General features: G+C 66.9%; 22 protein-coding genes and 1 tRNA gene. 8 read left to right on the top strand and 15 right to left on the bottom strand.

What is annotated here, in order from left to right; translation table 11 throughout:
• Positions 1–2 precede the first annotated feature (2 nt).
• The 3 genes from HLH28_RS12840 to HLH28_RS12830 are packed head-to-tail and all read right to left on the bottom strand — an operon-like array spanning position 3 to position 3,114.
• Positions 3–1,262: a D-alanyl-D-alanine carboxypeptidase family protein gene (locus tag HLH28_RS12840; protein ID WP_182959763.1), complete on the bottom strand. Its 1,260-nt coding sequence runs from the start codon at positions 1,260–1,262 to the stop codon at positions 3–5.
• A gap of 2 nt (positions 1,263–1,264) precedes the next feature.
• A complete protein-coding gene (locus HLH28_RS12835; protein WP_338029729.1) occupies positions 1,265–2,128 on the bottom strand; it encodes a septal ring lytic transglycosylase RlpA family protein in 864 nt (287 codons plus the stop codon).
• Complete coding sequence (locus HLH28_RS12830) at positions 2,125–3,114, bottom strand: lytic murein transglycosylase (protein ID WP_182959761.1); 990 nt, start codon at positions 3,112–3,114, stop codon at positions 2,125–2,127. Before HLH28_RS12830 ends, HLH28_RS12835 begins: the two co-directional genes overlap by 4 nt.
• Before the next feature lie 278 nt (positions 3,115–3,392).
• Between HLH28_RS12830 and HLH28_RS12825 the strand changes: the two genes are divergently transcribed.
• The 4 genes from HLH28_RS12825 (at position 3,393) to ppk2 (ending at position 7,816) form a co-directional block, all read left to right on the top strand.
• Complete coding sequence (locus HLH28_RS12825; RefSeq protein WP_182959758.1) at positions 3,393–3,986, top strand: DedA family protein; 594 nt, start codon at positions 3,393–3,395, stop codon at positions 3,984–3,986.
• Positions 3,983–5,080: an ATP-grasp domain-containing protein gene (locus HLH28_RS12820; protein ID WP_182959756.1), complete on the top strand. Its 1,098-nt coding sequence runs from the start codon at positions 3,983–3,985 to the stop codon at positions 5,078–5,080. The genes HLH28_RS12825 and HLH28_RS12820 overlap by 4 nt, the downstream gene beginning before the upstream one ends.
• 343 nt (positions 5,081–5,423) lie before the next feature.
• Positions 5,424–6,785, top strand: a complete 1,362-nt coding sequence (locus HLH28_RS12815; RefSeq protein ID WP_338029728.1) for a carbohydrate porin — start codon at positions 5,424–5,426, stop codon at positions 6,783–6,785.
• A gap of 113 nt (positions 6,786–6,898) precedes the next feature.
• Positions 6,899–7,816 (top strand): polyphosphate kinase 2, encoded by a 918-nt coding sequence (gene ppk2 / locus HLH28_RS12810; protein ID WP_182959752.1) that lies wholly within the window; start codon positions 6,899–6,901, stop codon positions 7,814–7,816.
• Positions 7,817–7,922: 106 nt separating this feature from the next.
• Here ppk2 and HLH28_RS12805 read toward each other — a convergent pair whose 3' ends face one another.
• Entirely contained in the window at positions 7,923–8,384 is a 462-nt protein-coding gene (locus HLH28_RS12805) for an MlaD family protein (RefSeq protein WP_182959750.1), read from the bottom strand.
• 113 nt (positions 8,385–8,497) lie between these two features.
• On the opposite strand from HLH28_RS12805, the gene HLH28_RS12800 reads away from it, so the two are divergent.
• The 3 genes from HLH28_RS12800 (at position 8,498) to HLH28_RS12790 (ending at position 11,871) form a co-directional block, all read left to right on the top strand.
• Positions 8,498–9,340 (top strand): undecaprenyl-diphosphate phosphatase, encoded by an 843-nt coding sequence (locus tag HLH28_RS12800; protein WP_182959748.1) that lies wholly within the window; start codon positions 8,498–8,500, stop codon positions 9,338–9,340.
• A gap of 128 nt (positions 9,341–9,468) precedes the next feature.
• The gene (locus HLH28_RS12795) at positions 9,469–10,236 is read left to right on the top strand and encodes a GDSL-type esterase/lipase family protein (protein ID WP_182959746.1); all 768 of its coding nucleotides are present in this window, start codon (positions 9,469–9,471) and stop codon (positions 10,234–10,236) included.
• Positions 10,237–10,335: 99 nt separating this feature from the next.
• The gene (locus HLH28_RS12790) at positions 10,336–11,871 is read left to right on the top strand and encodes an amino acid permease (protein WP_182959744.1); all 1,536 of its coding nucleotides are present in this window, start codon (positions 10,336–10,338) and stop codon (positions 11,869–11,871) included.
• Between the two features lie 90 nt (positions 11,872–11,961).
• Here the strand turns inward: HLH28_RS12790 and HLH28_RS12785 are convergent, their stop codons facing one another.
• Positions 11,962–13,161, bottom strand: coding sequence for a mechanosensitive ion channel domain-containing protein (locus HLH28_RS12785; RefSeq protein ID WP_182959742.1), 1,200 nt, complete (start codon positions 13,159–13,161; stop codon positions 11,962–11,964).
• 174 nt (positions 13,162–13,335) lie between these two features.
• Between HLH28_RS12785 and HLH28_RS12780 the strand changes: the two genes are divergently transcribed.
• Positions 13,336–13,410 (top strand) — tRNA-Met (locus HLH28_RS12780).
• Positions 13,411–13,497: 87 nt separating this feature from the next.
• Here HLH28_RS12780 and HLH28_RS12775 read toward each other — a convergent pair.
• The 10 genes from HLH28_RS12775 to glmU form a co-directional block, all read right to left on the bottom strand.
• Positions 13,498–14,769 (bottom strand): cytochrome c, encoded by a 1,272-nt coding sequence (locus HLH28_RS12775; RefSeq protein ID WP_182959740.1) that lies wholly within the window; start codon positions 14,767–14,769, stop codon positions 13,498–13,500.
• Complete coding sequence (locus HLH28_RS12770; protein ID WP_408869847.1) at positions 14,766–16,901, bottom strand: xanthine dehydrogenase family protein molybdopterin-binding subunit; 2,136 nt, start codon at positions 16,899–16,901, stop codon at positions 14,766–14,768. The genes HLH28_RS12775 and HLH28_RS12770 overlap by 4 nt, the downstream gene beginning before the upstream one ends.
• A gap of 11 nt (positions 16,902–16,912) precedes the next feature.
• Positions 16,913–17,368 carry a (2Fe-2S)-binding protein gene (locus HLH28_RS12765; RefSeq protein WP_182959736.1) on the bottom strand — a complete coding sequence of 152 codons (456 nt, stop codon included), beginning with the start codon at positions 17,366–17,368 and terminating at the stop codon, positions 16,913–16,915.
• A 91-nt stretch (positions 17,369–17,459) separates the two neighbouring features.
• Positions 17,460–20,081, bottom strand: coding sequence for a cation:proton antiporter domain-containing protein (locus tag HLH28_RS12760; protein WP_182959734.1), 2,622 nt, complete (start codon positions 20,079–20,081; stop codon positions 17,460–17,462).
• Positions 20,082–20,428: 347 nt separating this feature from the next.
• Positions 20,429–21,055 (bottom strand): thiamine phosphate synthase, encoded by a 627-nt coding sequence (locus HLH28_RS12755; RefSeq protein ID WP_182959732.1) that lies wholly within the window; start codon positions 21,053–21,055, stop codon positions 20,429–20,431.
• Entirely contained in the window at positions 21,052–21,822 is a 771-nt protein-coding gene (locus HLH28_RS12750; RefSeq protein WP_182959730.1) for a thiazole synthase, read from the bottom strand. Before HLH28_RS12750 ends, HLH28_RS12755 begins: the two co-directional genes overlap by 4 nt.
• A gap of 3 nt (positions 21,823–21,825) precedes the next feature.
• Positions 21,826–22,023 (bottom strand): sulfur carrier protein ThiS, encoded by a 198-nt coding sequence (gene thiS, locus HLH28_RS12745; RefSeq protein ID WP_182959728.1) that lies wholly within the window; start codon positions 22,021–22,023, stop codon positions 21,826–21,828.
• Between the two features lie 31 nt (positions 22,024–22,054).
• Complete coding sequence (thiO, locus tag HLH28_RS12740) at positions 22,055–23,044, bottom strand: glycine oxidase ThiO (protein ID WP_182959726.1); 990 nt, start codon at positions 23,042–23,044, stop codon at positions 22,055–22,057.
• Positions 23,045–23,230: 186 nt separating this feature from the next.
• Positions 23,231–25,054 carry a glutamine--fructose-6-phosphate transaminase (isomerizing) gene (gene glmS, locus HLH28_RS12735; protein WP_182959724.1) on the bottom strand — a complete coding sequence of 608 codons (1,824 nt, stop codon included), beginning with the start codon at positions 25,052–25,054 and terminating at the stop codon, positions 23,231–23,233.
• On the bottom strand, positions 25,054–26,427 hold the full coding sequence (glmU, locus tag HLH28_RS12730; protein WP_182959722.1) for a bifunctional UDP-N-acetylglucosamine diphosphorylase/glucosamine-1-phosphate N-acetyltransferase GlmU: 1,374 nt from the start codon (positions 26,425–26,427) through the stop codon (positions 25,054–25,056). Before glmU ends, glmS begins: the two co-directional genes overlap by 1 nt.
• Between the last annotated feature and the right edge of the window lie 67 nt (positions 26,428–26,494).

The raw sequence follows: 26,494 nt of genomic DNA, 5'->3' as shown, positions 1-26,494 counted from the left end.
GTTCAGTGCCGGCCCAGTTTCTGACCCAGCACCGCCGATGCGCGGGCAAACAGGCCCAGGCGTGCCACGCTCTGGCCGGCGGCCAGGGTCATGCGGATGTCGGCCAGACCGGGATTGGCGATCACCAGTTCACCCAGCGCCTGCCCGGCGGCGATCGGGGCCGGCACCGGCGCCTGATAATCGACGCCGATATGGGCGCGGGATCGCCAGCCATGCGGCAGGGTCATCACGATGTCCCGCGTGGCGACCAGCGGTACCGTCGGCGCGGTGCCCAGCCAGACGGCGGCATGTTCCACGACGTCGCCGCGGCGGAACAGGACCGCGTTCTCGAAATTGGCGAAGGACCATTCCAGCAGGCGCTCGCCCTCATGCGCGCGGGCGTTGCTGGACGGCATGCCGTTCAACGCCAGGACAATGCGGTTTCCGCCGCGATCGGCACTGGCGCACAGGCCGAATCCCCCGGCATCGGTGTGTCCGGTCTTCAGCCCGTCCGCCAGCCCCTTGTCCACCAGGACGTTGCGGTTGCCCTGGGCGATCTTGTTGAAGCGATAATCCTTCTCCGAAAAGAAATGGTAATATTCGGGAAAGTCGCGGATCAGGCGCACCGCCAGCGTCGCCACGTCGCGCGCGGACATGTAATGATTGTCGGCGGGCCAGCCTGTGGCGTTCATGAAATGGGAATTCGTCATGCCCAGCCGCCCGGCCTCGTCGTTCATCAGGGCGACGAACTGTTCCTCGGACCCGGACACGCCTTCGGCCAGAACGATGCAGGCGTCGTTGCCCGACTGGATGACCATGCCCTGGATCAGGTCCTGCACCGGGATGCTCTCGCCCAGGGGCACGAACATCTTCGAACCCTGCATCCGCCAGGCCTTCTCGCTGACCGGCAGGGGCTGATCCAGTTTCAGCCGACCGGATTTCAGCATGCCGAACACGATATAGGCCGTCATCATCTTGGTCAGCGAGGACGGAGGCATCCGTTCGTCCGCCGCCTTTTCCAGCAGGACAGCACCGGTCGTGTAATCGACGATGCATGCCCAGCGCGCGACCGTGTCCAGAGGACCGATCGGGGTGACCGCTGGCGGCCCGACGGGCGCGGCCGGGGTGTCGCCGCCGTTGCCCGAATCGTCCGACGTGGCGGCCGGGGCATGGGTATGGGACGACGCAGCGCGGTGCCGATGCGGCGCCGCGAACGCAAGAGAGCCGGAAGCGGCCAGCGAGGCCGATCCGGCAAGAAGGAACCTTCGGGTCTGCACGTTCATCCCTATTCGACGACGATCCGGGCACCGGTTACCCCGGCACCCATGACCTGGTCCAGTCCCCGGTCCGCATCGGCGGCGGTCATGAACGGCCCGACATGTACCCGCCAGGCGGCCTTGCCGCGATCGCGCACCGGAACAACACGGCCACCGGTCCTGGCGGCAGCGACTTCAGCATAACGAAGTGTCGAGAATGTGCCGGCGTCCACCCAGAGCAGGCCGCCCTCGACATATCCCTGGCGTACCGACGCCGGCAGGTCGCGCATGACCGCCGCCACATCCGCCGCGTCCACCCCGCCGGACGGCGCGGCGACCACCATGCCGCCGGTCCCGGGGTGATCGAGCGATTCCGCGCGGACCTGGCCGGCGGGTGCGGCAGCGACATCCAGATGCTGCCCCCCCGGCAGGGTTTCGGCCAGCTGCTCGTTCAATCCTTCGATTCCCGTGATGGCCACGCGGACCGGATTGACGCCGATCCCCAGCAGGGCGGCGGCGCGCGGGGTCAGCGATACCAGGCGCCCCGCGGATACCGGACCGCGATCGTTCAGGCGAATCGTGATTTCGCGCCCGTTTTCCAGGTTTCGGACGGTCACGATGGCCGGCAACTGCAAGGTGGCATGGCTGCCGGTCATGGCGTTGGCATCATAATGTTCGCCATCCGCCGTCACATAAGGGGTCTGGTCCGGATCGGCGATGGCCAGACCGGTCGCGCGATAGGAAAAATCCTCTTGCGGATAGCGCCAGACGCCGCCCATGCGATAGGGCGCGCCGACGACATAATGGGGCGAGGCCGGCGGCAGCGGGGGCTCCTCCGGTCGATGGCAGCCGGCCAGCCCCACCACGACCAGCACGGCGCAGACACGCCTCACGTCACGTCACGACCCAGCAGCCCGACCGCCAGCGCATAGAAATCGGACGGATTGTAGCGGCGAATGACCGAAAAATTGCGATAGACCATGAAGGCCTCGCCTCCCGGGCCATCCGGCCTGATCACCGCGCCGGTGATGTCACCGCGCGAAAACGCGCGGCCGTCCTGGCGACGGACCCCCTGCTCCATCCACGCCGCCAGGGTCCTGCGCCGGTCGCGCCCCAGGCTGCCCTGCGGCAGGCCCGCTGGAACGGAGACCGCCTGCCCCCACGGTTCGCCCGCCACCCAGCCGCATTTACCCAGGTAATTGGCGATGGAGGCGAAGACGTCCGGCTCGCTGGTCCAGATGTCCCGCCGGCCCGTCCCGGTGTAATCGACGGCGTAGCGCAGATAGGCGCTGGGCATGAATTGCGGCTGCCCCATCGCGCCGGCATAGCTGCCGATCATCCGCTCGGGCTCCACATCGCCGTGGTCGAGGATCCGCAGCGCATTCATCAGTTCGGACCGGAAGAACGACGCCCGCCGTCCGTCATAGGCCAGCGTCGCCAGCGCATCGGTGATGCGGAACGTGCCGATCCGGGTCCCGTAGGCGGATTCGAGTCCCCAGATCCCCATCATTGGCTGCGCATCGACGCCATAGCGCTGCCCCACCGCCGTCAGCAGCGCGCGACGCGCCTGCGCCGCGGCGCGCCCGTCGGCGATCTTCTTCTCGCTGAGAACCCGTTGCCGGTACTGGGCCCAGGTCAGCGTGAATTCAGGCTGATGACGGTCGAGCTGCAGCACCTTGTCGTTGGGCGCCTGCAGCGCCAGCGCGCGATCCACCATCGGGGCGGACAGGCCGTTGCGCAGCGCCTCGGCCCGGACACCTGCCAGGAAGGCGGCATAAGAGGTCGCGGGGGCGGCACGGACGGGCGTGCCGGCCAGGGCGACGCCGCCGCCCGCACAGGCTGCCGAGGCGGAAAGAAGGAAGGCGCGACGTCCGATCATGACGCAAGCTGTGCCACATCTGTCCGGGGCCTTTCAATCCTCGGCACCCCATGGTGGCGATTTGTCGGCCGGGACGAAGCATGCCACAAGGGCCGCCTGCCCGGACACGGCCTGCCACAGCCTGCCCGGGCGCCCGCGCATGCGTCGGAGTTATTAGGGTTGGGACGGCGTGGCCGGATTGATCGGTGTGCGCGCCAACGGGCAAGAGGCTTGATGAAGTGAGGATTGTGACCCTACCGCTCCCGCCGCTGCGGCGCTGAACCCCAGCGCCTTCCATCATGTTCCCCTCTCTTTCCGCACTTCTCGCCAGTGCAGGCGCGTCGCCATTCCTTCAGGCGCTGGCCATTATCATCGGGACCTTCATCCTGGAGGACGCCGCCACGATCATGACGGCGATGGAGGTCCAGACCGGCCAGGTCTCCATCCAGCTTGCGCTCGTGGCCCTTTATATCGGCATCGTGGTCGGCGATCTGGGCCTGTACGGCCTGGGCCGCCTGGCGGCCCTGTGGCCGCCGATGCGACGCTGGATCGCCGTCCCGCACGCGGACGGGAAGCAGAAGGGGGACGACAGCCAGGGCTGGTTCGGCCGGAATGTCTTTCGCATCGTCTTCATCAGCCGCTTCATCCCCGGCGCGCGCCTGCCGCTCTATACCGCCTGCGGATTCTTCCGGGCCAGCATCGGCCGCTTCGCCGTCGCCGCGGTCATGGCGACGCTGATCTGGACATCGTTGCTGTTCGCTGTTTCGCTGCGTGTCGGCCAGTTCCTGATCGACCATCTGGGCGAATGGAAATGGCTGGGCATGGCGGGCTTCATCCTGACCATCATTCTTGTCGGCCGGATCGTGGCCACCGTGCGGAGTCCGTCCCTATGACCCAGGCCTCGACCGCCGCGACGCCGGCCGCCGCCAAGACACGCCAGCCCTCGCCGCTGTCGTTGTTCGAGTTCTGGCCGGGCTGGGCATTCTATACGCCCATCGTGCTCTACTGGATCCTGATGGGCCTGCGCTATCGGGATTTCAGCCTGCCCACGGCGGCGAATCCCCGGATCGAGACCGGCGGCCTGTGCGGGGAAAGCAAGACCTCGATCCTGGACATGGCCGGGGCCGAGGCCCGACGCTGGATCGCCCCGTACACCACCATCGTTACCGGATCGGCCGACGACGCCCAGGCGGCGCGCGTGGCGCTGGACCAGGCCGGCCTGTCCCTGCCCGTCGTCCTGAAGCCCGATATCGGCTGCAACGGCACCGGGGTGAAGCTGATCACGACCTGGGAAGACCTGGCGATGACGCTGGACCAGTATCCGCGTGGCGTCCGCCTGGTCCTGCAGCGGCTGATTCCCTTCGAGCATGAGGCCGGCGTCTTCTATATCCGCCATCCCGACGAGGCCCAGGGGCGCGTCACGTCGCTGACCTACAAGGAGGCCCCGGTCCTGGTCGGCGACGGACGTTCCACGGTGCGGCAACTGATCGATGCCGACGCGCGGACGCGCCTCGTCCCGCATCTCTACCTGCCCCGGCTGGGCGAGCGGGTGCACGAAATCCTGCCGACAGGCGAACCCCTGCGCCTGGTCTTCGCCGGCAATCATTGCAAGGGGTCGATCTTCCGCAACGGCGCCGACGATATTACCCCCGCGCTCGTCGAACAGATCGACCGGATCATGCAGGACCTGCCCGATTTCCATTTCGGCCGGATCGACCTGAAATTCGAATCGGTCGCCGCCCTGCGCCGGGGCACCGGATTCGAGATCATAGAGATCAATGGAGTCGGGTCCGAGGCCACCCATATCTGGGATTCCCGCACGACCCTGCGCGAGGCCTACGCCGTGCAGTTCCTGCATTACCGGGAGACGTTCCGGATCGGCGCCAAGAAGAAGAAGGCGGGCTGGCGTAGCAGCGGCGCCTTCACGATGCTCCGCTACTGGCGGTTGCAGCGGAAGATGATGGCCTCCTACCCACTCAACGACTGAACGGCTGGAAGGCGTGGCTTCAGCCTTGACGTGAATTCATTGTGACCGGCCGGATCGCCTGGAGTTGGCTGGCGGCAGGGACGTTCCCTGTGCGAACGTCATAATAACTTCACTTTATGAGACGCGTCAGGTCGCCGAGTTTCGCGGCGTGCCTTCAATACCGGGCAAGGGAAAACGGCCATGCTCATCAGCGGTATGCTGTTCTTCCTCTTCCCCCACCTCCTTTAACTGGCCGACCATGGCGAGGTCTCCCGCTCCGACATTTCGCCGCACAGCCTTCCTCTTCGCCATGGCCGGTTGTCTCGCGGGGGAACACGGGGCCCGTGCCGCGAGCACGCCCCTCGTGACCGACATCCTGCCGTCCGGCGTTCCCCTGCCGGTCCCTGCCCCAAGCTTTGTCCGCCCGCCCGAGGATGCGAGTACCGAGTTGCTCGGCAATGCGTGGGGCGCGCGCGACTGGCTCGACCGGAAGGGGGTACGAATCAATATCCAGGACGTCGAGGAACTGTGGGGATTGCTGTCCGGCGGGATGCATCCCGGTCCGACCTACGACGGCATGACGGCCATGGCCCTGACGCTCGACACCGGGCGCGCATTCGGCTTGCGGGACGGCCTTCTGAACATCAGCGCGCTGCAGATCCGTGGCCGGTCGCTGACGGGCGAGCGCCTCGGATCGCTCAACGCGGTCAGCGGTTATGACGCGGGGCGTTCCACGCGCCTGTTCGAACTCTGGTACGGGCAGGGCTTCTTCGGGAACCGCCTCGATATCCGCGCGGGGACGATCGACCTCGATACGGAATTTCTGGTCAGCCAGAACGCGTCCTTCTTCCTGAACGCCAGCTTCGGCTGGCCGCTGTCCACGTCCAGCAATCTCTATTCGGGGGGACCGTCCTGGCCGTTCTCCGCCATGGGCGTGCGGGTCAAATGGACGCCGACCTATCCTCTGGTCCTTATGGGGGCGGTGACGGACGACAACCCGACCCGCGGACCGTTCTATAGCGATATCAGCCCTGCGCAGCGGGACCCCTCGGGGACGTTCTTCTCGACCGCAGGCGGCACGCTCTTCATCGCCGAAGTCCAGCTCTGGCTCGACGCGGCCGAACGGATCGCCGGGAAAGACGCGCCCGCCCTGCCGGGGACCTGGAAAATCGGGGCGTTGTACGACAGCGGGCGCTTTCCGGACCAGCGATATGACAGTCAGGGCGGTCTGCTGGCCAGTCCCGACAGCACCGGTACACCGCTCTATCATCGCGGCAACTGGCTGGCTTACGCCGTCCTCGACCAGATGATCTGGCGCGCGGAGAAGGGGTCGGGCAAGACCATCAATGTCTTCGCCCGCGCGACGGTGAATGACGGCACCCGCAACCGCTTTTCGTCAGAAGTCCAGGCCGGCCTGACCTTCGACGAGCTTCTCCCCGGCCGCCCTGACGATACGATCGGCGTCGCCTGGGGGACAGGCTTCTACGAACGGCGCGCAATCGAGAACGCATATGATGCGACGCGTCTGGGCACGAGCCTGGCGGGTCCCCTCCGGCCCGAGCACCATGTCGAACTGACCTATCAGGCGGCGGTGACGCCCTACCTGATCCTGCAGCCGGACTTCCAGTATTTCTGGAACATCGGCGGAACCTCGCGAAATCCCGATACCGGCCGTCCCATCGCGAATGGAATCGTGATGGGCCTCAACATGACGACAACTTTCTGAGCGATCGCGCCGGCAGGCTCGACCGATGTCATGGAAGTTTCAATTCAGCCACGTTCGGCAGGCCGTATGATGACCCCGCCGGGGCGCGAACGCCGACCAGAGGGGGAGAAACGATGCGCGATCAGGATATGGCCGATCTGTCATCGGAAGAGCGCGAACGCGTGCAGATGCGCCGCGAGATCATCGACGATCTGGACGAGGAATTCGAACTCTCTCTCGAGGAAGACGCTGCCGGCGGCGCGCTCGACGCCTCCGACCGGGCATTTCGCCGTGTCTATTTTCGCGAGCTGATCCGCCTGCAGGGCGAACTGGTGAAGCTCCAGGACTGGATCAAGGCGACGGGCCACCGGCTGGTCGTCATCTTCGAGGGACGCGACGCCGCCGGAAAGGGGGGCGCCATCAAACGGATCGCCCAGCGCCTCAATCCGCGTATCTGCCGCGTTGCGGCCCTGCCCGCGCCGAGCGACCGGGAACGCACGCAATGGTATTTCCAGCGCTACGTGGCGCATCTGCCCGCGGCGGGCGAAATCGTCCTGTTCGACCGCAGCTGGTATAATCGCGCGGGCGTCGAGCGCGTCATGGGCTTCTGCACCGACGCGCAGTACGAGGAGTTTTTCCGCTCCGTCCCCGAATTCGAGCGCATGCTGGTCAGCAGCGGCATTCAGATCGTGAAATTCTGGTTCTCGATCACGGATGACGAGCAGGAAGCCCGGTTCCGGGCACGCATCGAAGATCCTTTGAAACAGTGGAAACTGTCACCGATGGACCTGGAAAGCCGTCGCCGGTGGGAGAACTATACCCGTGCCAAGGAAGTCATGCTGGAACGCTCCCACATCCCCGAAGCGCCATGGTGGGTGGTGCAGGCGGTCGACAAGAAGCGTGCCCGTCTGAACTGCATGGCGCACCTGCTCTCGCTCATTCCTTACGAAGCCGTGTCGCATCCCGAAGTTCTTCTTCCCGAGCGGGTCTATCATCCGGATTACGAACGCCAGCCGACACCTGCCTCGATGATCGTTCCCGAACTTTACTGATACCCCAGGCCACGGCCGCGCCGCTCGGCCCCCTCCCTCACAATAAGGGCAACACCTGTCTCGTCCGAAGATTCGGGACAAGAAGGGCCTGATCTGACAGCCCTGGTCAGGGATCGGGCGGCAGGCCGCCATTGCCGAAGATGTAATTGCTGACCTGCTGCTCCAGGCTGACGGCCTCCTGGGCATTGGTGATGACGGCCCCCGGCCGCAGGTGCGCCGTCCCCGTACCGGGCACGATCATCAGCGCGTCGTCCGCCGTCATCGTGGCACTGCCGATCATCACCCCCGAATCGGCCGGCAGCGACAGGTTCCGGTCCACGGTGAAGCGGACGTCGGCCATGTAGCTGGCCGGGTCCAGGGTGATGGCGGCGACGCGGCCGACAGGCACGCCGGCCAGTTGCACCTCGGCCCCCACATGCAAGCCGTTCGCCGACATGAAACGTGCGTCGAGCGTATAGCGATCATGGCTCAGATCGACCTGCGTCGCCCGCGCATAGGCATAGAACGCCCCGGCGACCAGCAGGACCAACCCGCTGAAAATTACCGCGCTGCCATTTTCTCGCGCCAAACGTTCCTCCTAATCCCGAAGCACCGATCCCGCGGGCACCTGCGGTATCCGCTTGCGGCATCCCCGAAAACTGGGGCACGACAACATTGTAATTCGCCATGGACAGCCGGACAATGACACTCATCCAAGCTATCGTGATTGCCATCCTGCAAGGCGCCACGGAATTGTTTCCCGTCAGCAGCCTGGGGCACGCCGTGATCGTGCCCGCCCTGTTGCACTGGTCGCTCGATCCCAATGGCGACATCTTCCTGCCCTTCCTGGTGATGCTGCACCTGGGGACGGCGGTGGCGCTGCTGGTCTTCTTCTGGAAGGACTGGTCGGCGATCGTCCAGGGTCTTGGTGGCCGGGACGGCAGCCAGCGGCAGGCCGAAAGCATCCATATCATCGTCCTGCTGGTGGTCGCCACGATCCCGGCGGCCATCATCGGCGGGCTGCTGGAACACTGGCTGCGCGCCCTGTTCGGCACCGCGCGATTCGCCGCGATCTTCCTGGTTCTGAACGGAATCCTCCTGCTGCTGACCGAGCGGATCAAGAGCCGCGAGCGCGCCCATCCCGACCGGGCCATCGCCTCGCTGACCTATGCCGACGCCGCCGTGATCGGCTTGTGGCAATGCCTCGCCTTCCTGCCGGGCATTTCCCGGTCGGGGGCGACCATCATCGGTGGCCTGCTGCGCAACCTCAATCACGAAGGCGCCGCGCGCTTCTCCTTCCTGATGGCCCAGCCGGTCATCCTCGCCGCGACGGTGCGCGAGGCATTCCATCTGCGCCATGTCGACATCCCGCCCGGCGAGATGCAGATCGCGGCGATCGGCGCGGTGATCGCGGCAATCACCGCCCTGGCCAGCACGGCGTTCCTGATGCGCTATTTCCACACGCACGAACAATGGGCGCTACGGCCGTTCGGCTATTACTGCCTTGGAATCGGCGCCGTGGCCTACGTCCTGCTCGGCCACTGACCAGGCAACCTTCGGGCGCGACTGGCGCGCCCCACCTCCTTGCCCTCACCCCTTCCTTTTACGAGCATCTTCACGCGCTCGGGTCATCGACCCGGCACGACCTGCTCCAGCGGAACCAGACCCGACCTATGCGCTCCCGCCTGTCCGTCCTGCCCATCCTGGCCCTGCTGGGGCTGGGCGCCGCCGCCCCCGCCAATATCGCGATCCAGCCCGTGTCCCGCATGGACACGCCCTGGTGGCACCAGCGCTTCGCGGACAAGCAGGCCGAGATCGTCCGTGGCCGATTCGACGTCGTATGGCTGGGCGATTCGATCACCCAGAACTGGGAACGGAACGGGCCGGAGGCATGGCGCGATTTCGCCCCGACCTGGCAGCATTATTACGGCGACCGGCACGCCATCAACCTGGGGTTCAAGGGGGACAGCACCTGCCATGTCCTGTGGCGCCTTGCCCATGGGGAACTGGATTTCCGCGCCCCGCCCCGCCTGTTCGTCGTTCTGATCGGCGCCAATAATTTCGGGCATGTCCATACGAACGCCGGACAGACCTATCCGGGTATCGTTCGCATCGTCGACGCGATCCATGCCCGTTTCCCGTCCAGCCACGTGCTGCTTCTGGGCGTGCTGCCCTCCATCCGCTCGGCCTGGGTCACCGCGAATACACGCCAGTTGAACCGGGCGCTGCAGGGCGATATCCGCCAGGGCCGCCCCTGGCTGCGCTACGCGGATGTCGGGGCGGCGGTGGAACGTGACGGCGCGCCCGATCCGTCGCGCTTCCTCGATCCGCATCTTCTGCCGCCCGACCCACCCCTGCATCCGACCGCCGCAGCGCAGGAGACGATCGCCCGCATGATAGAGCCCACGGTTGCCGACCTGCTGGGGGATCGCCGCCACTGACCTCCATCCCCCAGGGATTGTCGATCCAGCCCCCTGGACCGCGACGGAATTCCTTTTCCTTGCGATACAGTTTCCGCGCGACATGCTAAACTTGAATTCATGTCGCCTAGCCCTTCCTCACCGCGGCGCCTCGCGCTTCGCAAATCCATCCAGCAGATCGAGTCCGAAAGCCTGACGCACGGGCTGCGCCGCACCCTCGGTCCGATCCAGCTCATGATGCTGGGAATCGGCTCGACGATCGGGGCGGGAATCTACGTCATGACCGGTACGGCCGCCGCGAACTATGCGGGGCCGGCGATCCTGCTGTCGTTCCTGGTCGCGGGCCTGGCCTGCCTGTTCACGGCATTTTCCTACGGGGAACTGGCCTCGACGATGCCGGTGTCGGGCTCGGCCTACAGCTATGCCTATGTGTCGATGGGCGAAGGCGCCGCCTGGGCGGTCGGATGGCTGCTGCTGCTGGAATACGGGGTATCCTGCGCGGGCGTGGCCGCCGGGTTTTCCGGCTATGCCACCAGCCTGCTGCACGACCTGGGCGTCACGATACCCTCCTTCCTGTGCTCGACCCTGGTGCAGACTCTGCCGACGGCCCATGGGGCCAGCCTGCTGGTGGCGCCGCGGCTGGATCTCGTGGGGGCGTCGTCCGTCCTGCTGGTCACGTTCTTCCTTGTCCTGGGCGTCGAGGAATCGGCCCGGATCAATACGTTTATCGTCTTCATCAAGGTCGGCGTGCTCATGCTGTTCCTGGCGGTGGGCGTTCATTACATCCACCCCTCCTACCTGGTGCCCTTTATTCCGCCGCGCGAGGGCGGGTTCCATTACGGCGTACCGGGCATCTTCCGCGCGGCCTCGGTCATCTTCTTCGCCTATGTGGGGTTCGAAACCGTGTCGACCGCGTCGGCCGAGGCCCGGAATCCCCGGCGCGACGTACCGTTGGGCATCATCGGGTCCCTGCTGATCTGTACGCTGGTCTATATCTGCGTGGCCGCGGTGCTGATCGGCATCGTCCCGTATCGCAAGCTCGGCGTCGCCGATCCGCTGGCCATAGCGGTCGATGCGATTGGCCAACCCTGGCTGGCCATCATGATCAAGGTCGGCGCGGTGACCGGCCTGTGTTCGGTGATTCTCGGCCTGTTATACGGCCAGACGCGTATCTTCTTCACCATTGCCCGGGACGGCCTGTTGCCGCCGATGTTCTGCCGCCTGCATCCGAAATTCTGCACGCCCTGGATCGGCACCATCGTCCTGGGCGTGATCGTGGCGGTGGCGACCGCGACCCTGCCGATCGACATCATCAGCGACCTGGTCAGCCTGGGCACGGCGACTGCATTCGGCATCGTCTGCTTCACGGTGATCTGGCAGCGGAACGCCCGGCCCGACTTGGTCCGCCCGTTCAGCGTCCCCCTGGGCGGCGTCCGGATCGGAGGGGTGTGGATCGGCATCTCGCCGGCACTGGGCATCCTGTTCTGCCTGATCATGATGGTCCCGCTGTTCGTGGACATGATCCGCGCCCTATGGAACGGCAATCCCCTGCCCGCCATCCTGCTGGGAAGCTATATTGTCCTCGGCGTGCTGGGCTACACCCTCTACGGCCGGTCGCATTCCCGGCTGGGCCGCGAAAACGCGGCCATCGTCTGATCTCACGGCACGCCCAGGGCGCTGCCTGAAACCCGCCGAATTCGGTGATCCCGATCGGCCGACCCGGGCCTCAGGCCCTGGTCGGTCCCTTCAGGAGGCGGATGGCGGCGGCGCGCTGCCTGGGCCAGTATAGGCCCCTGGCGGCGGCCGGTCGACCGGCGGCGAAATGATGCCGGTGGTGGTCAGGATATCCTGGCCGACGATGGACGAAACATGGGCCATCCGTTCCCGCGGCAACGCCTCGGGGCATTCGTCGCACAGGAAGGCAATGATCTTCTCGCGGATTTCGCAGCGCAGGTCCCAGCTCTGCAACGCCGTGCGGGCGCTGGCGATGATCCTGATGGTCATGACCTGGGCAGTGCAATCCGAGACCTGAACGTCGAAGACTTTTCCATCCCATAGCGTCGTCGACCGGACGATTTCGTTCAGCCTTACCCGGATGCGGTCCATCGGCGCATGGAAATCCAGATGCACGAAGACCACCCCGATCAGCGCCGCTGAATTATGGGTCCAGTTCTGGAACGGATTTTCCAGGAAGTAGGAAATCGGCACGATATGACGGCGCCAGTCCCAGACCCGCAGCACGACATAGGTCGCGGTGATTTCCTCGACCCAGGCCCAGTCTCCGTTGATGATGATCAGGTCTTCCATGCGGATCGGCTGCGTCATGGCGATCTGCATGCCGGCGATCAGGTTCGTCAGCAGCGGTCGCGCGGCCAGGCCGACCACGACGGACGCGGCCCCGGCCGAGGCGAAGAGACTCAGCCCGTATTCACGCACCGATTCGAACGTCATCAGGGCCGACCCGACCGTCAGCAGCCCCACCAGGATGTCGGCCATGCGCCGCAGCACGCGCACCTGGGTCATGTGCGTGCGCGACAGGATGTCGTCCCTGTCGTCCTTGCCATTGATGCGCGTCAGATAGGCATCCGACAGGATGCGCATCGCCACGATCGCCGCATAGCCCAGCATGAGCAGGAACAGGACCAGCAGCCCATGGGCCGTCGCCTGCCGCGTCGTGTACGAAAAGCCCGAGGCCGGAAGCGCCGTCGCGACGAAGATGATCACCAGCATGATGCGTGCCGGACGCTGCATGGCCATCGTGAAGGACCGGACGAACGCCCCGCGCTTCTGTCCGGGAATGCGCAGAACCAGCTTGGTTATGATGCGGCTGAGGATCTCCGCCATCAGGCCGGCCGCGCACAGCATCAGGATCGACGCCACCGGCGCCGGCAGCCACCCGAGCAGTTGGCGGATATCGGTCAGCAGGGAAATAAACTCGTTCTTCACAACATATATTCCGGTCTCTCGTCTCGGTGGCGGGGGTTATGGGTGCGCATGAATAAAGCCATATCAAAGGAAACGGGAGTTTTCTTTAACCGCCATGGCAGGGGTCGCGTCATATGCGGCGAACGGGTTGACTTTGGCCGACCGGGGCGATATCTCCCAACCACCCGACGCGATGGCGGCGTAGCTCAGCGGTAGAGCAGGGGAATCATAATCCCTTGGTCGGCGGTTCAAATCCGTCCGCCGCTACCACGCGTCGGGTCTTTCCCCTTCATCGTCCATGCGAAATTCCCGCGACACGCCCGGAGTGGCTCCGGGCATGCGCTGCGCGATGTGACATCACGATGGCGGTTCGCCATCCCGTGCGGTCGCGACGTCGCCTGCCGTGACATGTCCGATTCGGTGGCTGAAATGGCCGATGGCGTAATTCGCTATGTCCGCAATATCCTGGTCGCGGTATTCGGGCCCGAAGGCCGGCATCGTCATCGCTCCCTGCGGGGTATCCAGCCGCGATCCTTCGACCAGCACCTTCACCAGATTACGGCCCTGCGTCTCGCCCAGGGATCGCGCGCCCCACAGGGCGGCAACATCAACCTGCCGTCCCTGCCCGTCTTTCAGATGGCAGCCGCCGCAGGCCCCCGCGAACAGCTCGCCTCCATTGGTGCGGTTGGAACCCGCCGCGGCCAGCGTATCGGGCGGAACATTGGCCACCGTCTCGTCGGACGGCCGCGCCGGCAGGGTGCGCAGATAGGTCACCATGGCCGAAATATCCCGTGCCGTCAGATAGCGCAGGCTGTGGCTGACGACCTCGGCCATCGGACCGGCCGCCGTTCCATGGCCGTCCGCATGCCCGCTCGACAGATAGGCGGCCAGTTGCGTGTCGCTCCACGCCCCGATGCCGCTGTCGGGATCGGGGGAGAGGTTATAGGCACGCCACCCGCCCGTCACCGCGCCGGCATAGGAATGCGCGCTGGACGTCGCCTGCATGATATTGCGCGGCGAATGGCATTCGGCGCAGTGGCCGGCGGCCTCGACCAGATATCGTCCGCGATTCCAGTCCGCCGATTGGCCGGGATCGTCGGCAAGGGGCGCCGAAGGCAGGTTGATCAGGTTCCAGGCGATCATCACCGGCCGGAAACTGTAGGGGAACCGCACCGCGTTGGCCGGCGCGCGGGCACGGACCGGACGCAGCGTATCCAGATAGGCGCGAATGGCCCGCACATCGTCCGCCGTCATCCGTGCATAGGACGGATAAGGCATGACGGGGTACAGATGCTTCCATCCGGGCGCCACGCCCGCCTGTACGGCGGAGACGAACTGCGCATCGGTGTAGGTGCCGATCCCGGTTTCCCGGTCCGGCGTGATATTGGAGGAATAGATCGTCCCGATCCCCGGCAGGACGAAAGCCCGGCCACCGGCGAACGGGGTGCCGCCCGGCCTGGTGTGGCAGACCTCGCAATCCGCCGCGCGTTCCAGGTACGCGCCGCGGGCGACCAGGTCGGTGTCCGCCGCCCGCGCCCCGCGCATGCCGCCCAGCGCCGCGACCGCGAAGAACGACAGGCAGGCAATCCGCCGCACATCGCGGCGACGCGATTCGATCGGCGGGCTCATGCCTGGCGCCCCATCAGCGGCAGGGTCCGATACCGCCGGCCGCTGGCCGCCGCCATCGCGTTGGCCAGCGCCGCCGCCGCCGCCGCCGTGCCGGTTTCCCCAATGCCCCCCGGGTCCTCGGTACTGTCGACCAGATGGACGTCGATCATCGGGGATTCGTTCATGCGCAGGATCCGGTAGGAATTGAAATTGTCCTCCTGCACCCGGCCGCCCTGCAGCGTGACCTCGTTATACAAGGCGGCGCTCAGCCCGAAGATCAGCCCCCCTTCGATCTGGGATACGACCTGATCGGGGTTCACCACCCGTCCGCAATCCACGGCGACGATGGCGCGGCGGACCCGGACGGTCCCGGTATCGGACATCTCGACCTCCATCACCGTGGCCAGGTAGGATCCGAACACGTACTGCAATGCCACGCCCCGGCCGACATGCGGCGGCAACGGCGCGCCCCAGTTCGCCTTGTCCGCCGCCAGGTCCAGCACCGCGCGCGCACGCGGACTGTCGCCCGTCATCTTCCGCCGGAACGCAACGGGATCGACCCCGGCCTGGGCTGCCAGTTCGTCGATGAAACTCTCGACCACGAATACCCCGCGCGTACCGCCGACGCCCCGCCACCAGGCGGTCACCACGCCCGGCGCCTCGCGCCGTGCATATTCCAGAAACGTCGCGGGAATCGCGTAGGGCGTCACCGCCGTGGCGACCAGCAAATCGTCATCCACCCCGTTCGGCAGCAGGGCCTCGGGCGCCCAGCGGGCGACCACCGCCGGCCCGACGATGCGATGTTCGATCCCCACCAGATTGCCGTCCCGGTCCAGCCCGCCGACCAGCCGGTCGACATAGGCCGGCCGGAAGCGGTCAAGCGTCAGATCTTCCTCGCGCGACCAGATGATCTTCAGCGGATAGGACACCTGCCGCGCGAACTGGACCGCCTGGATCACATATTCATGTTCCAGCCGGCGGCCGAATCCGCCCCCGATATACTGGTTGTGGACATGGACCTGGTCCCTGGCCAGGCCCGTGATCCCGGCCGCCGCGTCGCGCGCGCGCAAGGGGACCTGGGACCCGACCCAGATGTCGCAGCGGTCCGGTCCGACCTGTACTGTGCAATTGATCGGTTCCATCGGCGCATGGGCCAGCAGAGGCTGCTGGTACGTCGCCTCGATCCGCGTCGCGGCCGACGCGATGGCGGCTTTCGCGTCCCCCTTGGTGTGGGCGACGATGGCCGGGCCGTCCAACGCGTCGTGAAGCTGGCGATAGATCGTCGCCGTGGTGACGGCGGCGTTCACCCCCTCGTCCCAGGTGATCGACAGCGCCTCCAGCCCCTTGCGGGCCGCCCAGAAATGATCGCCTACCACGCAGACCGCATTGCCGATCGTCAGCACGTCGCGTACGCCGGGCACCTTGCGCGCGGCGACGGCGTCGACATGCGTCAGGATGCCGCCCAGGACCGGACAGGCCGCCACGGTACCGACCAGCATGCCGGGGACCTGGACATCGATGCCGAAGATCGCGGTCCCGGCCACCTTGGCCGGGGAATCCAGACGGTGCTGCGATGTGCCGATCAACCGGAACATGGCGGGATCGCGCAGCGGTGCCGGGGCTGCCGGCGCGGGCAGCAGCGCGGCGGCGGCCGCGACCTCGCCGTAGCTCAGGCTGCGCCCGCTGGCCGCATGACGGATCACGCCGGCCTCCGCCTGGCAGGTTTCGGGGCCGACAGACCACCGTGCGGCCGCGGCCTGGATCAGCAGGGTCCGCGCCGCGGCACCGGCCTGTCGCAACCCCGTCCAGGTGGCGATGGTCGACGTCGAGCCTCCGGTCGCCTGGGTCCCCAGTTCCTTGGTGATATACGGGTCGCCTGGGGGCGCCGCCTCGATCTGGATCTGATCCAGTCCGACGGCCAGTTCCTCGGCGATCAGCATCGCCTCGCCGGTATAGATCCCCTGCCCCATTTCCACATTGGGCAGGATCAACGTGATCGCGCCGTCGACCGCGATGCGCACGAAGGCGTTGGGGGCGAAGGGACCGGTCTGGTCCTCGACGATCCGCATCGCACCCCGGGCCGGGGCGCGTGGCAACATCGCCGCCAGCAACAGGCCGCCGGCACCGGCCAGGGCGCCGCGGCGGGACAGCATGGCCACGGGCATCACGCCACCCCGGCGGCGTTGCGGATGGCGGCCCGGATCCGCCGATAGGTGCCGCAGCGACAGATATTGCCCGACATGGCCTGGTCGATATCATCGTCCGTCGGATGCGGATTGGCCTTCAGCAGCGCCACCGCCGACATGATCTGTCCTGTCTGGCAATAGCCGCACTGCACGACGTCGATATCCAGCCACGCCTTCTGCACACCTTCGCCCACCAGGTCGCCGGCCAGCCCCTCGATCGTCGTCACCGGCCGCGCGCCCACCAACGACGCCGGCAGCGAGCACGACCGGACCGGCTTGCCGTCGACATGGACGGTGCAGGCCCCGCATTCGGCGATGCCGCATCCGAATTTCGTGCCCGGCATGCCCAGAACGTCCCGCAGGACCCACAGCAATGGCATGTCATCGGGAACATCGACCTGATGCGCGACGCCGTTAATCTGCAATGTCAGCATGCATCCTCCGGACGGGAATCAGCGGACGGCGCCGAGGACGCCGACCCGATCCGTCTTGATAACAAAACATTGTCCGGAAGTGGAACCCGGCCTATGGCTGCTCGCCGTCGACACCGTCGATAGAGGCCGGCAAGGCATCGGACAATGATGCCGTCGCCAGGGCGATCGCCTCGTCGGACGGCGCCAGCACCTGGCCCTTGCCGGACGGCAGCAGGCGGACCTCCGACCTGTCCGAGGTCTCGCGTGCCCTGACCAGTTCATCCAGATTTTTCAGGATAACCGGATGTTCCGCGACCAGGTGGCGAAAACGGCGGGCGCTCATGGTCAGGAAATGCCCGAATTGCAGGGACCGGCTGATGGCGCGGACCGGCTCGCCGGACAGGGCTTCCTCCGCCCCCAGGACGTCGCCGGCGCCATAGCGGACATCATGCTCGGCATAATGGGTCTCGGCCACGCCCGCGCTGATGAAATAGACGGTCCGGACCTTCCGCCCGCGATGATACAGCCGTTCACCCGGCGAGGTGAAATGGATGGACATCTGCTTAGCCACGTCATGCAGGACTGCGTCCGGCAGGCCGCGAAAGGCCGGCAGGCCGCGCATCCGGGCCTCGATCCCCGCCTTGATGTTGAATTTGAGACGAAAATCCAGCTGATTGCGCCGACGCTCGACATCGCGGTGCAGTTCCCGATGCAGTTCCTCGCTGATCAGGGATTCGGACATCAGCGCGTCATATTCCTCCCCTTCCAGCCGTAGCGCCACCTGCTGCAGCAGCCGGCTCTCGAGGGCTTCGGAATAGCCGTGATAATGCAGTCGCAGGGTCTGCAGGGCCTCGTTCAGCAGCTTGCGCTGGCGTTCCAGGACTTCACCCACGATCTCGCCGATGCGACTGCCCAGGGTCGGTTCCATCCGCGTCCGCATGAACCGGATCAGCGACAGCGACACGAAATAGCTGATCATCAGCATCTCGAACCGCTCTGTCATGCAGTACATCAGCGGCTGGTCGAAATGAAACCGGTGATGGATCGCCTGGGCGACGCGGAACCGCAGAGACGGCCGCAACCGCCGGCGCAGGGCACGGACATAGCCGAACCGGCCTTCCAATCGCGCCCCATCGACCATCGCCTCCGCCGAGCGCAGCAGCGTCTCCATCACCGGGCGCGACAGGCCCTGGATGCGGAACAGATCCAGCAGGATCGACCGTTCCTTGTTGGCGACGACGATCAGCGCCAGCGTCACCCGCTGCCGATCGCCCAGCGCGGTGTCGAACGTATTGGCCTGTTCTTCCTCGGCCACGCGCTCGTCCAGCATGCCGACGACACCGCTGGCCACATTGCGGGAAAAGCCCAGTTCGTCCGCCATTTCGCGGGTGCGGTCCCGCACCTCGCCCAGGCCAATGCCCAGCACCTGGTGACGCAGGGCCTGGTCGATCGGCGAAAGCTGGTCCAGCTTCAGAAACAATACCAGGTAGCGCAGCGTCGTGCCGTTGACGAACAGCGTGATCAGCACGAATCCCGTGGCGATGATTCCGATGAAATGCGCGACGGGAGTGGAGACATGCTCATTCTCGGTCACCGCCAGCGCCAGCGCCAGCGTGATCGCGCCACGCAGCCCGCCCCAGACCATCGTGACCTTGAACGGCGTCGGGACCGGCGGGGACAGGCGCGTGGCGGCCAGGACGGGTAGAAGGCCGAACACCACCGCCCCCCGGGCCAGCAGCCCGGCGCCGGTCGCGATCAGGATCAGCACGCAGTCCCACCGCGTCATGCCGACCAGCAGGCGCGGCACCAGCATCGACGCCAGGACGAAGACCAGGGATCCTGCCCAGAACACCAGCTGTTGCCAGAGTTCATCCAGGAACCGCCAGGTCTGCGGGCGGAAGGTCGACGGCCCGTAGACCGACAGCGTCAGCCCGGCGGCGGCGGTCGCGACCACGCCCGAGAAACCCAGGAATTCGTCGCAGATGATATAGACGATATAGGGCAGCGCGACCGTCAGCGTGATTTCGGCGGCCGGCGCGGCGCCGATCGTGGTGATCAGCAACAGGGTCAGGCGCCCGAACAGCACGCCCATGACGATCGCACCGACGAACGACACCAGGAATTCCAGGACCGCGCCGCCGGGCTGGATCTGGTGATGCGATGTCACGGCGGCCAGCAGGATGGAAAAAATGGCAATGGCGGCGGCGTCGTTCAGCAGGGCTTCCCCCTCCACCAGCCGGGTCAGGCGGCTGGTCGCGCCGATATCGCGGAATATTCCCGCCACCGCCGACGGGTCGGTCGTCGCGACGATGGATCCCAGCAGCAGGCAGACGGACAGCGGCAGGCCCGCGAACGGAAACAGCGCCAGTCCGATGGTCGCCGTCGACACGACGACCGCGACCACCGCCAGCAGCAGCACCGTCGCGGTTTCATGCGCCAGGCGCCGGACGTCGATCGCCAGCGCCCCCTGGAAGACCAGGGCCGGAAGGAAGATCAGCAGGAAGGCCTCGCTGTTCAGCGGGAAATCCAGCAGCGTCTCGGCCGCGCCGTTGAACAGGTCGGTATAGGAACTGCGCAGCACCAGATCGGCCGACCCGCCTATCAGGATCCCGACGACGGCCAGCAGAACGGTCTCGGACACTTCAAGGCGACGGGCGACCGGCTGCACCGCGCTGACGACCACCAGCAGCACGGCGATCGCCAGAAGAACCGCAGCAAGACCCGTCACCGCCATCCGTTAGTCTCTCCTTGTCGCCATGCGCGCGTGCCGTTTCACTATGGCAGGCAAGTATGAACTTATGATGGCCGTTTCAGGACATCCGGGACAGACGGCCTACCGGCCACGTCCCCATCCCACTCGGCCGATTCTCCCGCATCGGATCAAGACGGCAATCGAAACAATGATGTAAGGCGTATGCTCCCGAATACCCCCGTCCTTGCCGAATGCGGCGGTACATTAACACCTCCCCATCCCGATGTTTCCGAAAAAGCACACAAGCCCGAATCGGACAACGCGCGGGTGGTCACATTATGCTGCATGTCCGATACAGAATTGCATCGCGGACCCCATCGCCGGACCCTTCATCCAGCATGCGGCGCGGGGGCGGAATCGGCGGTGGCCGCCAGCCACGCGCGTACCTGCCCTTCGGGATCGCGCGCACCGATGAAGTCGGACACGGCCGACACGCAATCCGCCCCAGCCGCGATGCAGGCCCCGGCCCGGGCCAGCGTGATGCCGCCGATGGCGACCAGCGGCACAGGCCCGACCAGACGCTTCCACTCGCCAAGCCGGTCCAGCCCCTGGGGGGCCCAGGGCATCTGCTTCAGCTTCGTCGGCCAGACCGGGCCCAGCGCCACGTAATCGGGCCCGACCGACAGCGCCCGGTCCAGTTCGCCGGGCGAATGCGTGCTGACGCCCAGCCTGACCCCGGCCCCCCTGATGGCGGCGACATCGGCGGTATCGAGATCCTCCTGCCCCAGGTGAACGAAGTCGATCCCTTCATTCAGCGCCAGCTGCCAGTAATCGTTCAGCACCAGGCAGACGCCGTGCCGCGCCGCCAGCGCGCGCGCCGCCCGGACCTCCATCACCAGTTCTGCCGCCGGCAGGTCCTTGACGCGCAACTGGATCAGCCGTGCGCCGGCGCCGCCCAGCCGGTCGACCCACAGGGCGCGATCGACGACGGGATAGATCCGCGACGGCAGAGTCATGCCAGCACCGCCCGGCCCAGGACCGGGGTGGAGGGCACGGCCATGTCGCGTTCCTCCATCGGGTCCGCCTGACGGGCGATCCGGCCGGCTTCGACTGCCAGGCGGAAGGCCGCCGCCATCGCCGCCGGATCGCCCGCCCGTGCCACCGCCGTGTTGATCAGCACGGCGTCGTATCCCAGTTCCATCGCCTGCGCGGCGTGCGACGGCAGGCCGATCCCGGCATCGACGACCAGCGGCACGTCCGGGAAATGCGCCCGCAACGCCCGCAGGCCGAACAGGTTGTTCAGTCCCTTGCCCGACCCGATCGGCGCACCCCACGGCATCAGGACCTCACACCCCGCCTGCAGCAGCCGTTCGGCGCCGACCAGATCCTCGGTCATGTAGGGAAAGACCTTGAACCCGTCCTCGGTCAGGATCCGCGCGGCCTCGATCAAGGCGAACATGTCGGGCTGCAGCGTATCGGATTCGCCGATGACCTCCAGCTTGATCCAGTCGGTCTCGAACACTTCGCGCGCCATGTGGGCCGTGGTGACGGCATCCTTCACCGTATGGCAGCCTGCGGTGTTGGGCAGGACGGGTACGCCCAGGTCGCGGATCATCGACCAGAAGGCCTGCCCGGCCCGCAGGCCGGCCGATTCCCGCCGCAGCGAGACGGTGACCACGCCGGCCTGTGCCGCCCGCACCGCATCGGCCAGGATCTCGGGTGACGGGTATTGCGCCGTGCCCAGCATCAGCCGGGACGACAATTCCGTGCCGTAGAACAACATGGCTCAGCCCCCCTGCATCGGGGCCAGGATCTCGATCCGCGCCCCTTCCGCCAGCATATGCCCCCCCCGGCGCGAGGCGGGCACGAAATCGCCATCGACCGCCGTCGCCACCCGCGCGTCGCCATAGCCCAGTTCGTCCAGCAGGCCGGCAAGGGTCCTGGTCGAGACCTCGTGCGCTTCTTCGTTCACCAGAATCTTCATTTCCCCTCCTTCGCCCTCCTTGTCGTGGCGTTCAGGCAGCGCCTGGCCCGGTGCCGAACACGATATCGGCGGCCTGCCGCGCGCGGGCCGGCGACAGCAGGAAGCCATGCCGGTACATTCCATTCACGTAAACCGTCCGGCCCTCCACCGTCACGGCCGGCATGTTGTCCGGATAGGCCGGGCGCAGGCCCGCGCCGCTTTCGACGATCTCGGCCTCGCCGAAGGCAGGATGCAGCACATAGGCGGCCGTCAGCAGTTCCACCATGGAGCGTACTGTCATGCCGCCCGCGTTCTCGCTTTCCACCATCGTCGCGCCCACCATGAACAGATGGTCGGCGCGCGGCACGATGTAAACCGGGATGCGCGGATGCAGCATGCGCACGGGCCTGTGCAGGGTCACGTCGGAACAGCGCAGCAGCAGCATCTCCCCCCGCACCCCGCGCAGGCCCGCAAGGCGGGCGCGCGCGGCGATCCCCGTGCAATCGACCACGCGATCGTATCCGCCATCCGGTCCATCGGGCGGCGCGTCGAACAGGACGCGCGCCCCCAGATCCACCAGGCGGTCCCGCAGGGCGCGCAGCGCGTCGCGCGGATCGACGTGCCCCTCGTCGGGAAAGAACAGCCCCTTGCCGAACCGGTCGCCCAGATCGGGCTCCAGGGCGGCGATCCCCGGCCCATCCAGCGTCTGGAAATGGCTGGTGCGCCGGCCGAACCGGGCGATCTCGCCGACATCGCGCGGTGGCGCCAGGACGAGGCTGCCGTTACGCGCGACACCGGGCACGTGCGAGGCCCACCAATCGAGCGAATCGACCGATTGCCGGGTGACCTCGGGCGGCGCGGATTCGGCCTCGCACCATGGCGCGAGCATGCCGCCGGCCATCCAGGACGCCCCCGACCCGACCCGCGACCCGATTTCGGCCAGGGTCACGTCGGCGCCGCGCTCGGCCAGCGTCACGGCCGTCACCAGGCCGGACACCCCCGCCCCGCGGACCAGGATCCGAAGCCGGGTGCCAGATGGCATGCCGACATGTTCCGATCCGCTCTGCGCCATGGTCTCGCTCCCCTTCGCCGGCCTCCGACGACGTTCGACGGAAACTCCGGGAGGAAACATCCTCCCGCCGCCCGTGACAACCGCCGGGGGCGATGCCCGACGTGCCCGTCGGACATGGGCGGGCCGCCGTCGACGTCGCCCTTGCCGGCGCTGGCGTTATTCGACCGTCACGGACTTGGCGAGGTTGCGGGGCTGGTCGACATCAGTGCCCTTCAGCAATGCCACCTCATAGGCCAGCATCTGGACGGGAATGGTCTGCAGAACCGGTGCAGTGAATTCGTCGACAGTCGGGATCGCGACGACGATTTCCGCCAGCCCGCGCAGACGTTCCGCGCCCTGCGTGTCGGTGAAGACCATCAGGCGGCCACCCCGGGCGCGCGCCTCCTGAAGATTTGACAGCGTCTTCTCGAACAGGCGTCCGGACGGCACCGTGGCGACGATCGGTACGGTCTGGTCGATCAGCGAGATCGGGCCGTGCTTCATCTCGCCGGCCGCATAGGCCTCGGCATGGATATACGACACTTCCTTGAGCTTCAGCGCCCCTTCCAGGGCCACCGGGAAGGACGATCCCCGGCCGAGATAGAGTACATCGCGCGCCCCGGCGATGACGGCCGCCATCTCGCGAATGGCGTCGGACTGATCGAACACCTCGCCGGCACGACTGGGCAGGTCCAGCAGCGATGCGACCAGCGCCTGCTCCTGATCGGACGACAGGACGCCGCGCTGGCGCCCGGCGGCGATGGCCAGGCAGGCCAGGACGGACAATTGGGCGGTGAACGCCTTGGTACTGGCGACCGAGATCTCGGGCCCTGCCGCGGTCCCCAGCACCACGTCGCTTTCGCGGGCCATGGTGCTCTGCTCGACATTCAGGACCGACAGGATGTGCTGGCGCTGCGCCCGCATGCCGCGCAGCGCGGCCAGCGTGTCGGCGGTCTCGCCGGACTGCGAGATCAGCAGTCCCATCCCCCCCGGCGTCAGCGGTGGATCGCGATAGCGCATCTCGCTGGCCACATCGATATCGACCGGAAGGTGCGCCACGCTTTCCAGCCAGTAGCGGCCGATCATGCCGGCATAGAAGGCCGACCCGCAGGCTGTGACGACCGCGCGCGGAACCGATGCCAGGTCGAACGGCAGGTCCGGCAGGACTACCCGCCGGGTCGCCGGGTCGATCAGCCGTTGCAGGGTCTGTCCGATTACCACCGGGTGCTCGTGCAGTTCCTTCTCCATGTAGTGGCGATAGCCGTCCTTGCCGACCGCGCCGGCAATCAGGGCGGTGGTGCGGATTTCGCGTTCCACCCGCTCGCCCGACGCGTCGAAGAATTCGGCACCCTCGCGGGTCACCACCGCCCAGTCCCCGTCATCCATGTAGGCGATGCGGCGCGTCAGCGGCGCCAGCGCCAGGCTGTCCGAGCCCAGGAACATCTCATGCTCGCCATACCCCACGACCAGCGGCGCGCCGTGCCGCGCACCGATCAGCAGGCCGTCATGGTCGGCGAAGAGCATCGCCAGAGCGTAGGCCCCTTCCAGCCGGCGCAGGGTGGCGAACGCCGCGTCGCGCGGCGACAGGCCCCGGCTCAGGTGAAAATCGACCAGCTGGGCGATGGTCTCGCTGTCGGTTTCGGTGGTGAAGACCTGCCCCGCGGCTTCCAGCTCCCGGCGCAGTTCCTCGAAATTCTCGATGATTCCGTTGTGGACGACCGACACGCGCGCGGTGCCATGGGGATGGGCGTTGTTTTCCGTCGGTGCACCGTGCGTAGCCCAGCGGGTGTGGCCGATGCCCGTGACGCCCGTCAGCGGCATCCGGTCGAGCAGCGCCGCAAGATGGTCCAGCTTGCCCGCCGCACGGCGCCGTTCGATCCGGCCATCCACCAGCGTCGCGATCCCGGCGGAATCGTATCCGCGATATTCCAAGCGACGCAGGGCGCCGAAGATCACGGGAGCAGCCTGGTTGCTGCCGACGACACCCACAATGCCGCACATCAGCCCTGTTCCTTCTTGCTGCGCAGGGCCGCACGCATCGCGGCACCGCGCCCGTCCTTGTTGGTCTGCCGTGCCCGGCCCAGCGCCATGGCGTCCGGCGGAACGTCCTCGGTAATCACGCTGCCGGCGGCGACCAAGGCCCCATCACCGATCGCGACCGGCGCGACCAGGATCGAATCCGACCCGATGAAACACCCCTCCCCGATCGTCGTCCGATGCTTGAACACGCCATCATAGTTACAGGTAATCGTGCCGGCCCCGACATTCGTTCCCGCGCCGACCATCGCATCACCCAGATAGGTCAGATGGTTGGCCTTGGCCCCGGCCCCCAGGGTGACCGCCTTCAATTCCACGAAATTGCCGACATGCGCGCCCGGCCCGACATCGCTGCCCGGCCGCAGGCGGGCATAGGGACCGATCAGCGCCTCCGACCCGACGATGCAGCCTTCCAGGTGACTGAAGGCCCGGATCTCGGCCCCGCGCCGCACGGTCACGCCGGGACCGAACACGACATGGGGATGCACCGTGACATCGGGCTCCAGCACCGTGTCGGCGGCCAGGAACACCGTGTCCGGGGCGACCAGCGTCACCCCGGCCTCCAGCGCCGCGGCGCGCAGCCGCCCCTGGACGCAGGCCTCGGCCTCGGCCAGTTCGGCGCGGGAATTGATGCCGCGCAGTTCGTCCTCCGCCGCCTCGACGGCGCGGACCTGCTGCCCGTCCGCCACCGCCTGGGCGACGACGTCGCCCAGGTAATACTCGCCCTTCGCGTTGTCGTTCCCGACCGCGCGCAACCAGGCGGCGAACCTGTCGGCCCCGGCACACAGCACCCCGGCGTTGCACAAATCGATCGCCCGTTCCTCCGGCGTCGCGTCGGCCCATTCGACGATGCGCCGGACCAGCCCCCCTTCAACCACGACGCGACCATAGCGGCCCGGATCGCACGGCCGCATGGCCAGCAGTGCCAGCCCCACCCCGTCCTCGACCCGGCAGGCCAGCAGGCGGCGCATGGTGTCGGCCGTGATCAGGGGGTTGTCCCCGTACAGAATCGCCACGTCGCCGCCGCCGAACAGGTCGGCCGCCTGCAGCGCGGCATGCGCGGTTCCCAGGCGGTCATGCTGGACGACCACCGCATGGGGGGCGGCTAGGGACGCGACCTGCTCCATGCCCGGCCCGACCACCACGACGATCCGGTCGAAGACCGACGCCGCATTGTCCAGCAGATAACGCAGCATGGGGCGTCCGGCCAGCGGATGCATGACCTTGGGCCTATCGGATTTCATGCGGGTGCCCAGCCCGGCCGCCAGGATGACTGCCGTGGCGGGGCGGTGGGCGGTCGTGCCCCCCACGGGGGCGGACTCTGCTCTGGCGTTCATGTCCTGCGGGTAGCGGCCGGGCGACGCCGCGTCAAATCCATCACGCGGGTCATGACCATCACTTAGA

It is taken from the genome of Gluconacetobacter tumulisoli (assembly GCF_014174155.1).
Lineage (GTDB): Bacteria > Pseudomonadota > Alphaproteobacteria > Acetobacterales > Acetobacteraceae > Gluconacetobacter > Gluconacetobacter tumulisoli.
The sequence above is the reverse complement of the archived record's forward strand: the minus strand, read 5'-3'. Positions and strand labels throughout refer to the sequence as shown.

Excerpts from the sequence above, each read along its gene's own strand:
- HLH28_RS12840 (WP_182959763.1), bottom strand. The coding sequence starts at position 1,262 with ATGAACGTGCAGACCCGAAGGTTCCTTCTTGCCGGATCGGCCTCGCTG.
- HLH28_RS12830 (WP_182959761.1), bottom strand. The coding sequence starts at position 3,114 with ATGATCGGACGTCGCGCCTTCCTTCTTTCCGCCTCGGCAGCCTGTGCG.
- HLH28_RS12825 (WP_182959758.1), top strand. The coding sequence starts at position 3,393 with ATGTTCCCCTCTCTTTCCGCACTTCTCGCCAGTGCAGGCGCGTCGCCA.
- HLH28_RS12820 (WP_182959756.1), top strand. The coding sequence starts at position 3,983 with ATGACCCAGGCCTCGACCGCCGCGACGCCGGCCGCCGCCAAGACACGC.
- ppk2 (WP_182959752.1), top strand. The coding sequence starts at position 6,899 with ATGCGCGATCAGGATATGGCCGATCTGTCATCGGAAGAGCGCGAACGC.
- HLH28_RS12800 (WP_182959748.1), top strand. The coding sequence starts at position 8,498 with ATGACACTCATCCAAGCTATCGTGATTGCCATCCTGCAAGGCGCCACG.
- HLH28_RS12795 (WP_182959746.1), top strand. The coding sequence starts at position 9,469 with ATGCGCTCCCGCCTGTCCGTCCTGCCCATCCTGGCCCTGCTGGGGCTG.
- HLH28_RS12790 (WP_182959744.1), top strand. The coding sequence starts at position 10,336 with ATGTCGCCTAGCCCTTCCTCACCGCGGCGCCTCGCGCTTCGCAAATCC.
- HLH28_RS12775 (WP_182959740.1), bottom strand. The coding sequence starts at position 14,769 with ATGAGCCCGCCGATCGAATCGCGTCGCCGCGATGTGCGGCGGATTGCC.
- HLH28_RS12770 (WP_408869847.1), bottom strand. The coding sequence starts at position 16,901 with ATGCTGTCCCGCCGCGGCGCCCTGGCCGGTGCCGGCGGCCTGTTGCTG.
- HLH28_RS12765 (WP_182959736.1), bottom strand. The coding sequence starts at position 17,368 with ATGCTGACATTGCAGATTAACGGCGTCGCGCATCAGGTCGATGTTCCC.
- HLH28_RS12760 (WP_182959734.1), bottom strand. The coding sequence starts at position 20,081 with ATGGCGGTGACGGGTCTTGCTGCGGTTCTTCTGGCGATCGCCGTGCTG.
- HLH28_RS12755 (WP_182959732.1), bottom strand. The coding sequence starts at position 21,055 with ATGACTCTGCCGTCGCGGATCTATCCCGTCGTCGATCGCGCCCTGTGG.
- HLH28_RS12750 (WP_182959730.1), bottom strand. The coding sequence starts at position 21,822 with ATGTTGTTCTACGGCACGGAATTGTCGTCCCGGCTGATGCTGGGCACG.
- thiS (WP_182959728.1), bottom strand. The coding sequence starts at position 22,023 with ATGAAGATTCTGGTGAACGAAGAAGCGCACGAGGTCTCGACCAGGACC.
- thiO (WP_182959726.1), bottom strand. The coding sequence starts at position 23,044 with ATGCCATCTGGCACCCGGCTTCGGATCCTGGTCCGCGGGGCGGGGGTG.
- glmS (WP_182959724.1), bottom strand. The coding sequence starts at position 25,054 with ATGTGCGGCATTGTGGGTGTCGTCGGCAGCAACCAGGCTGCTCCCGTG.
- glmU (WP_182959722.1), bottom strand. The coding sequence starts at position 26,427 with ATGAACGCCAGAGCAGAGTCCGCCCCCGTGGGGGGCACGACCGCCCAC.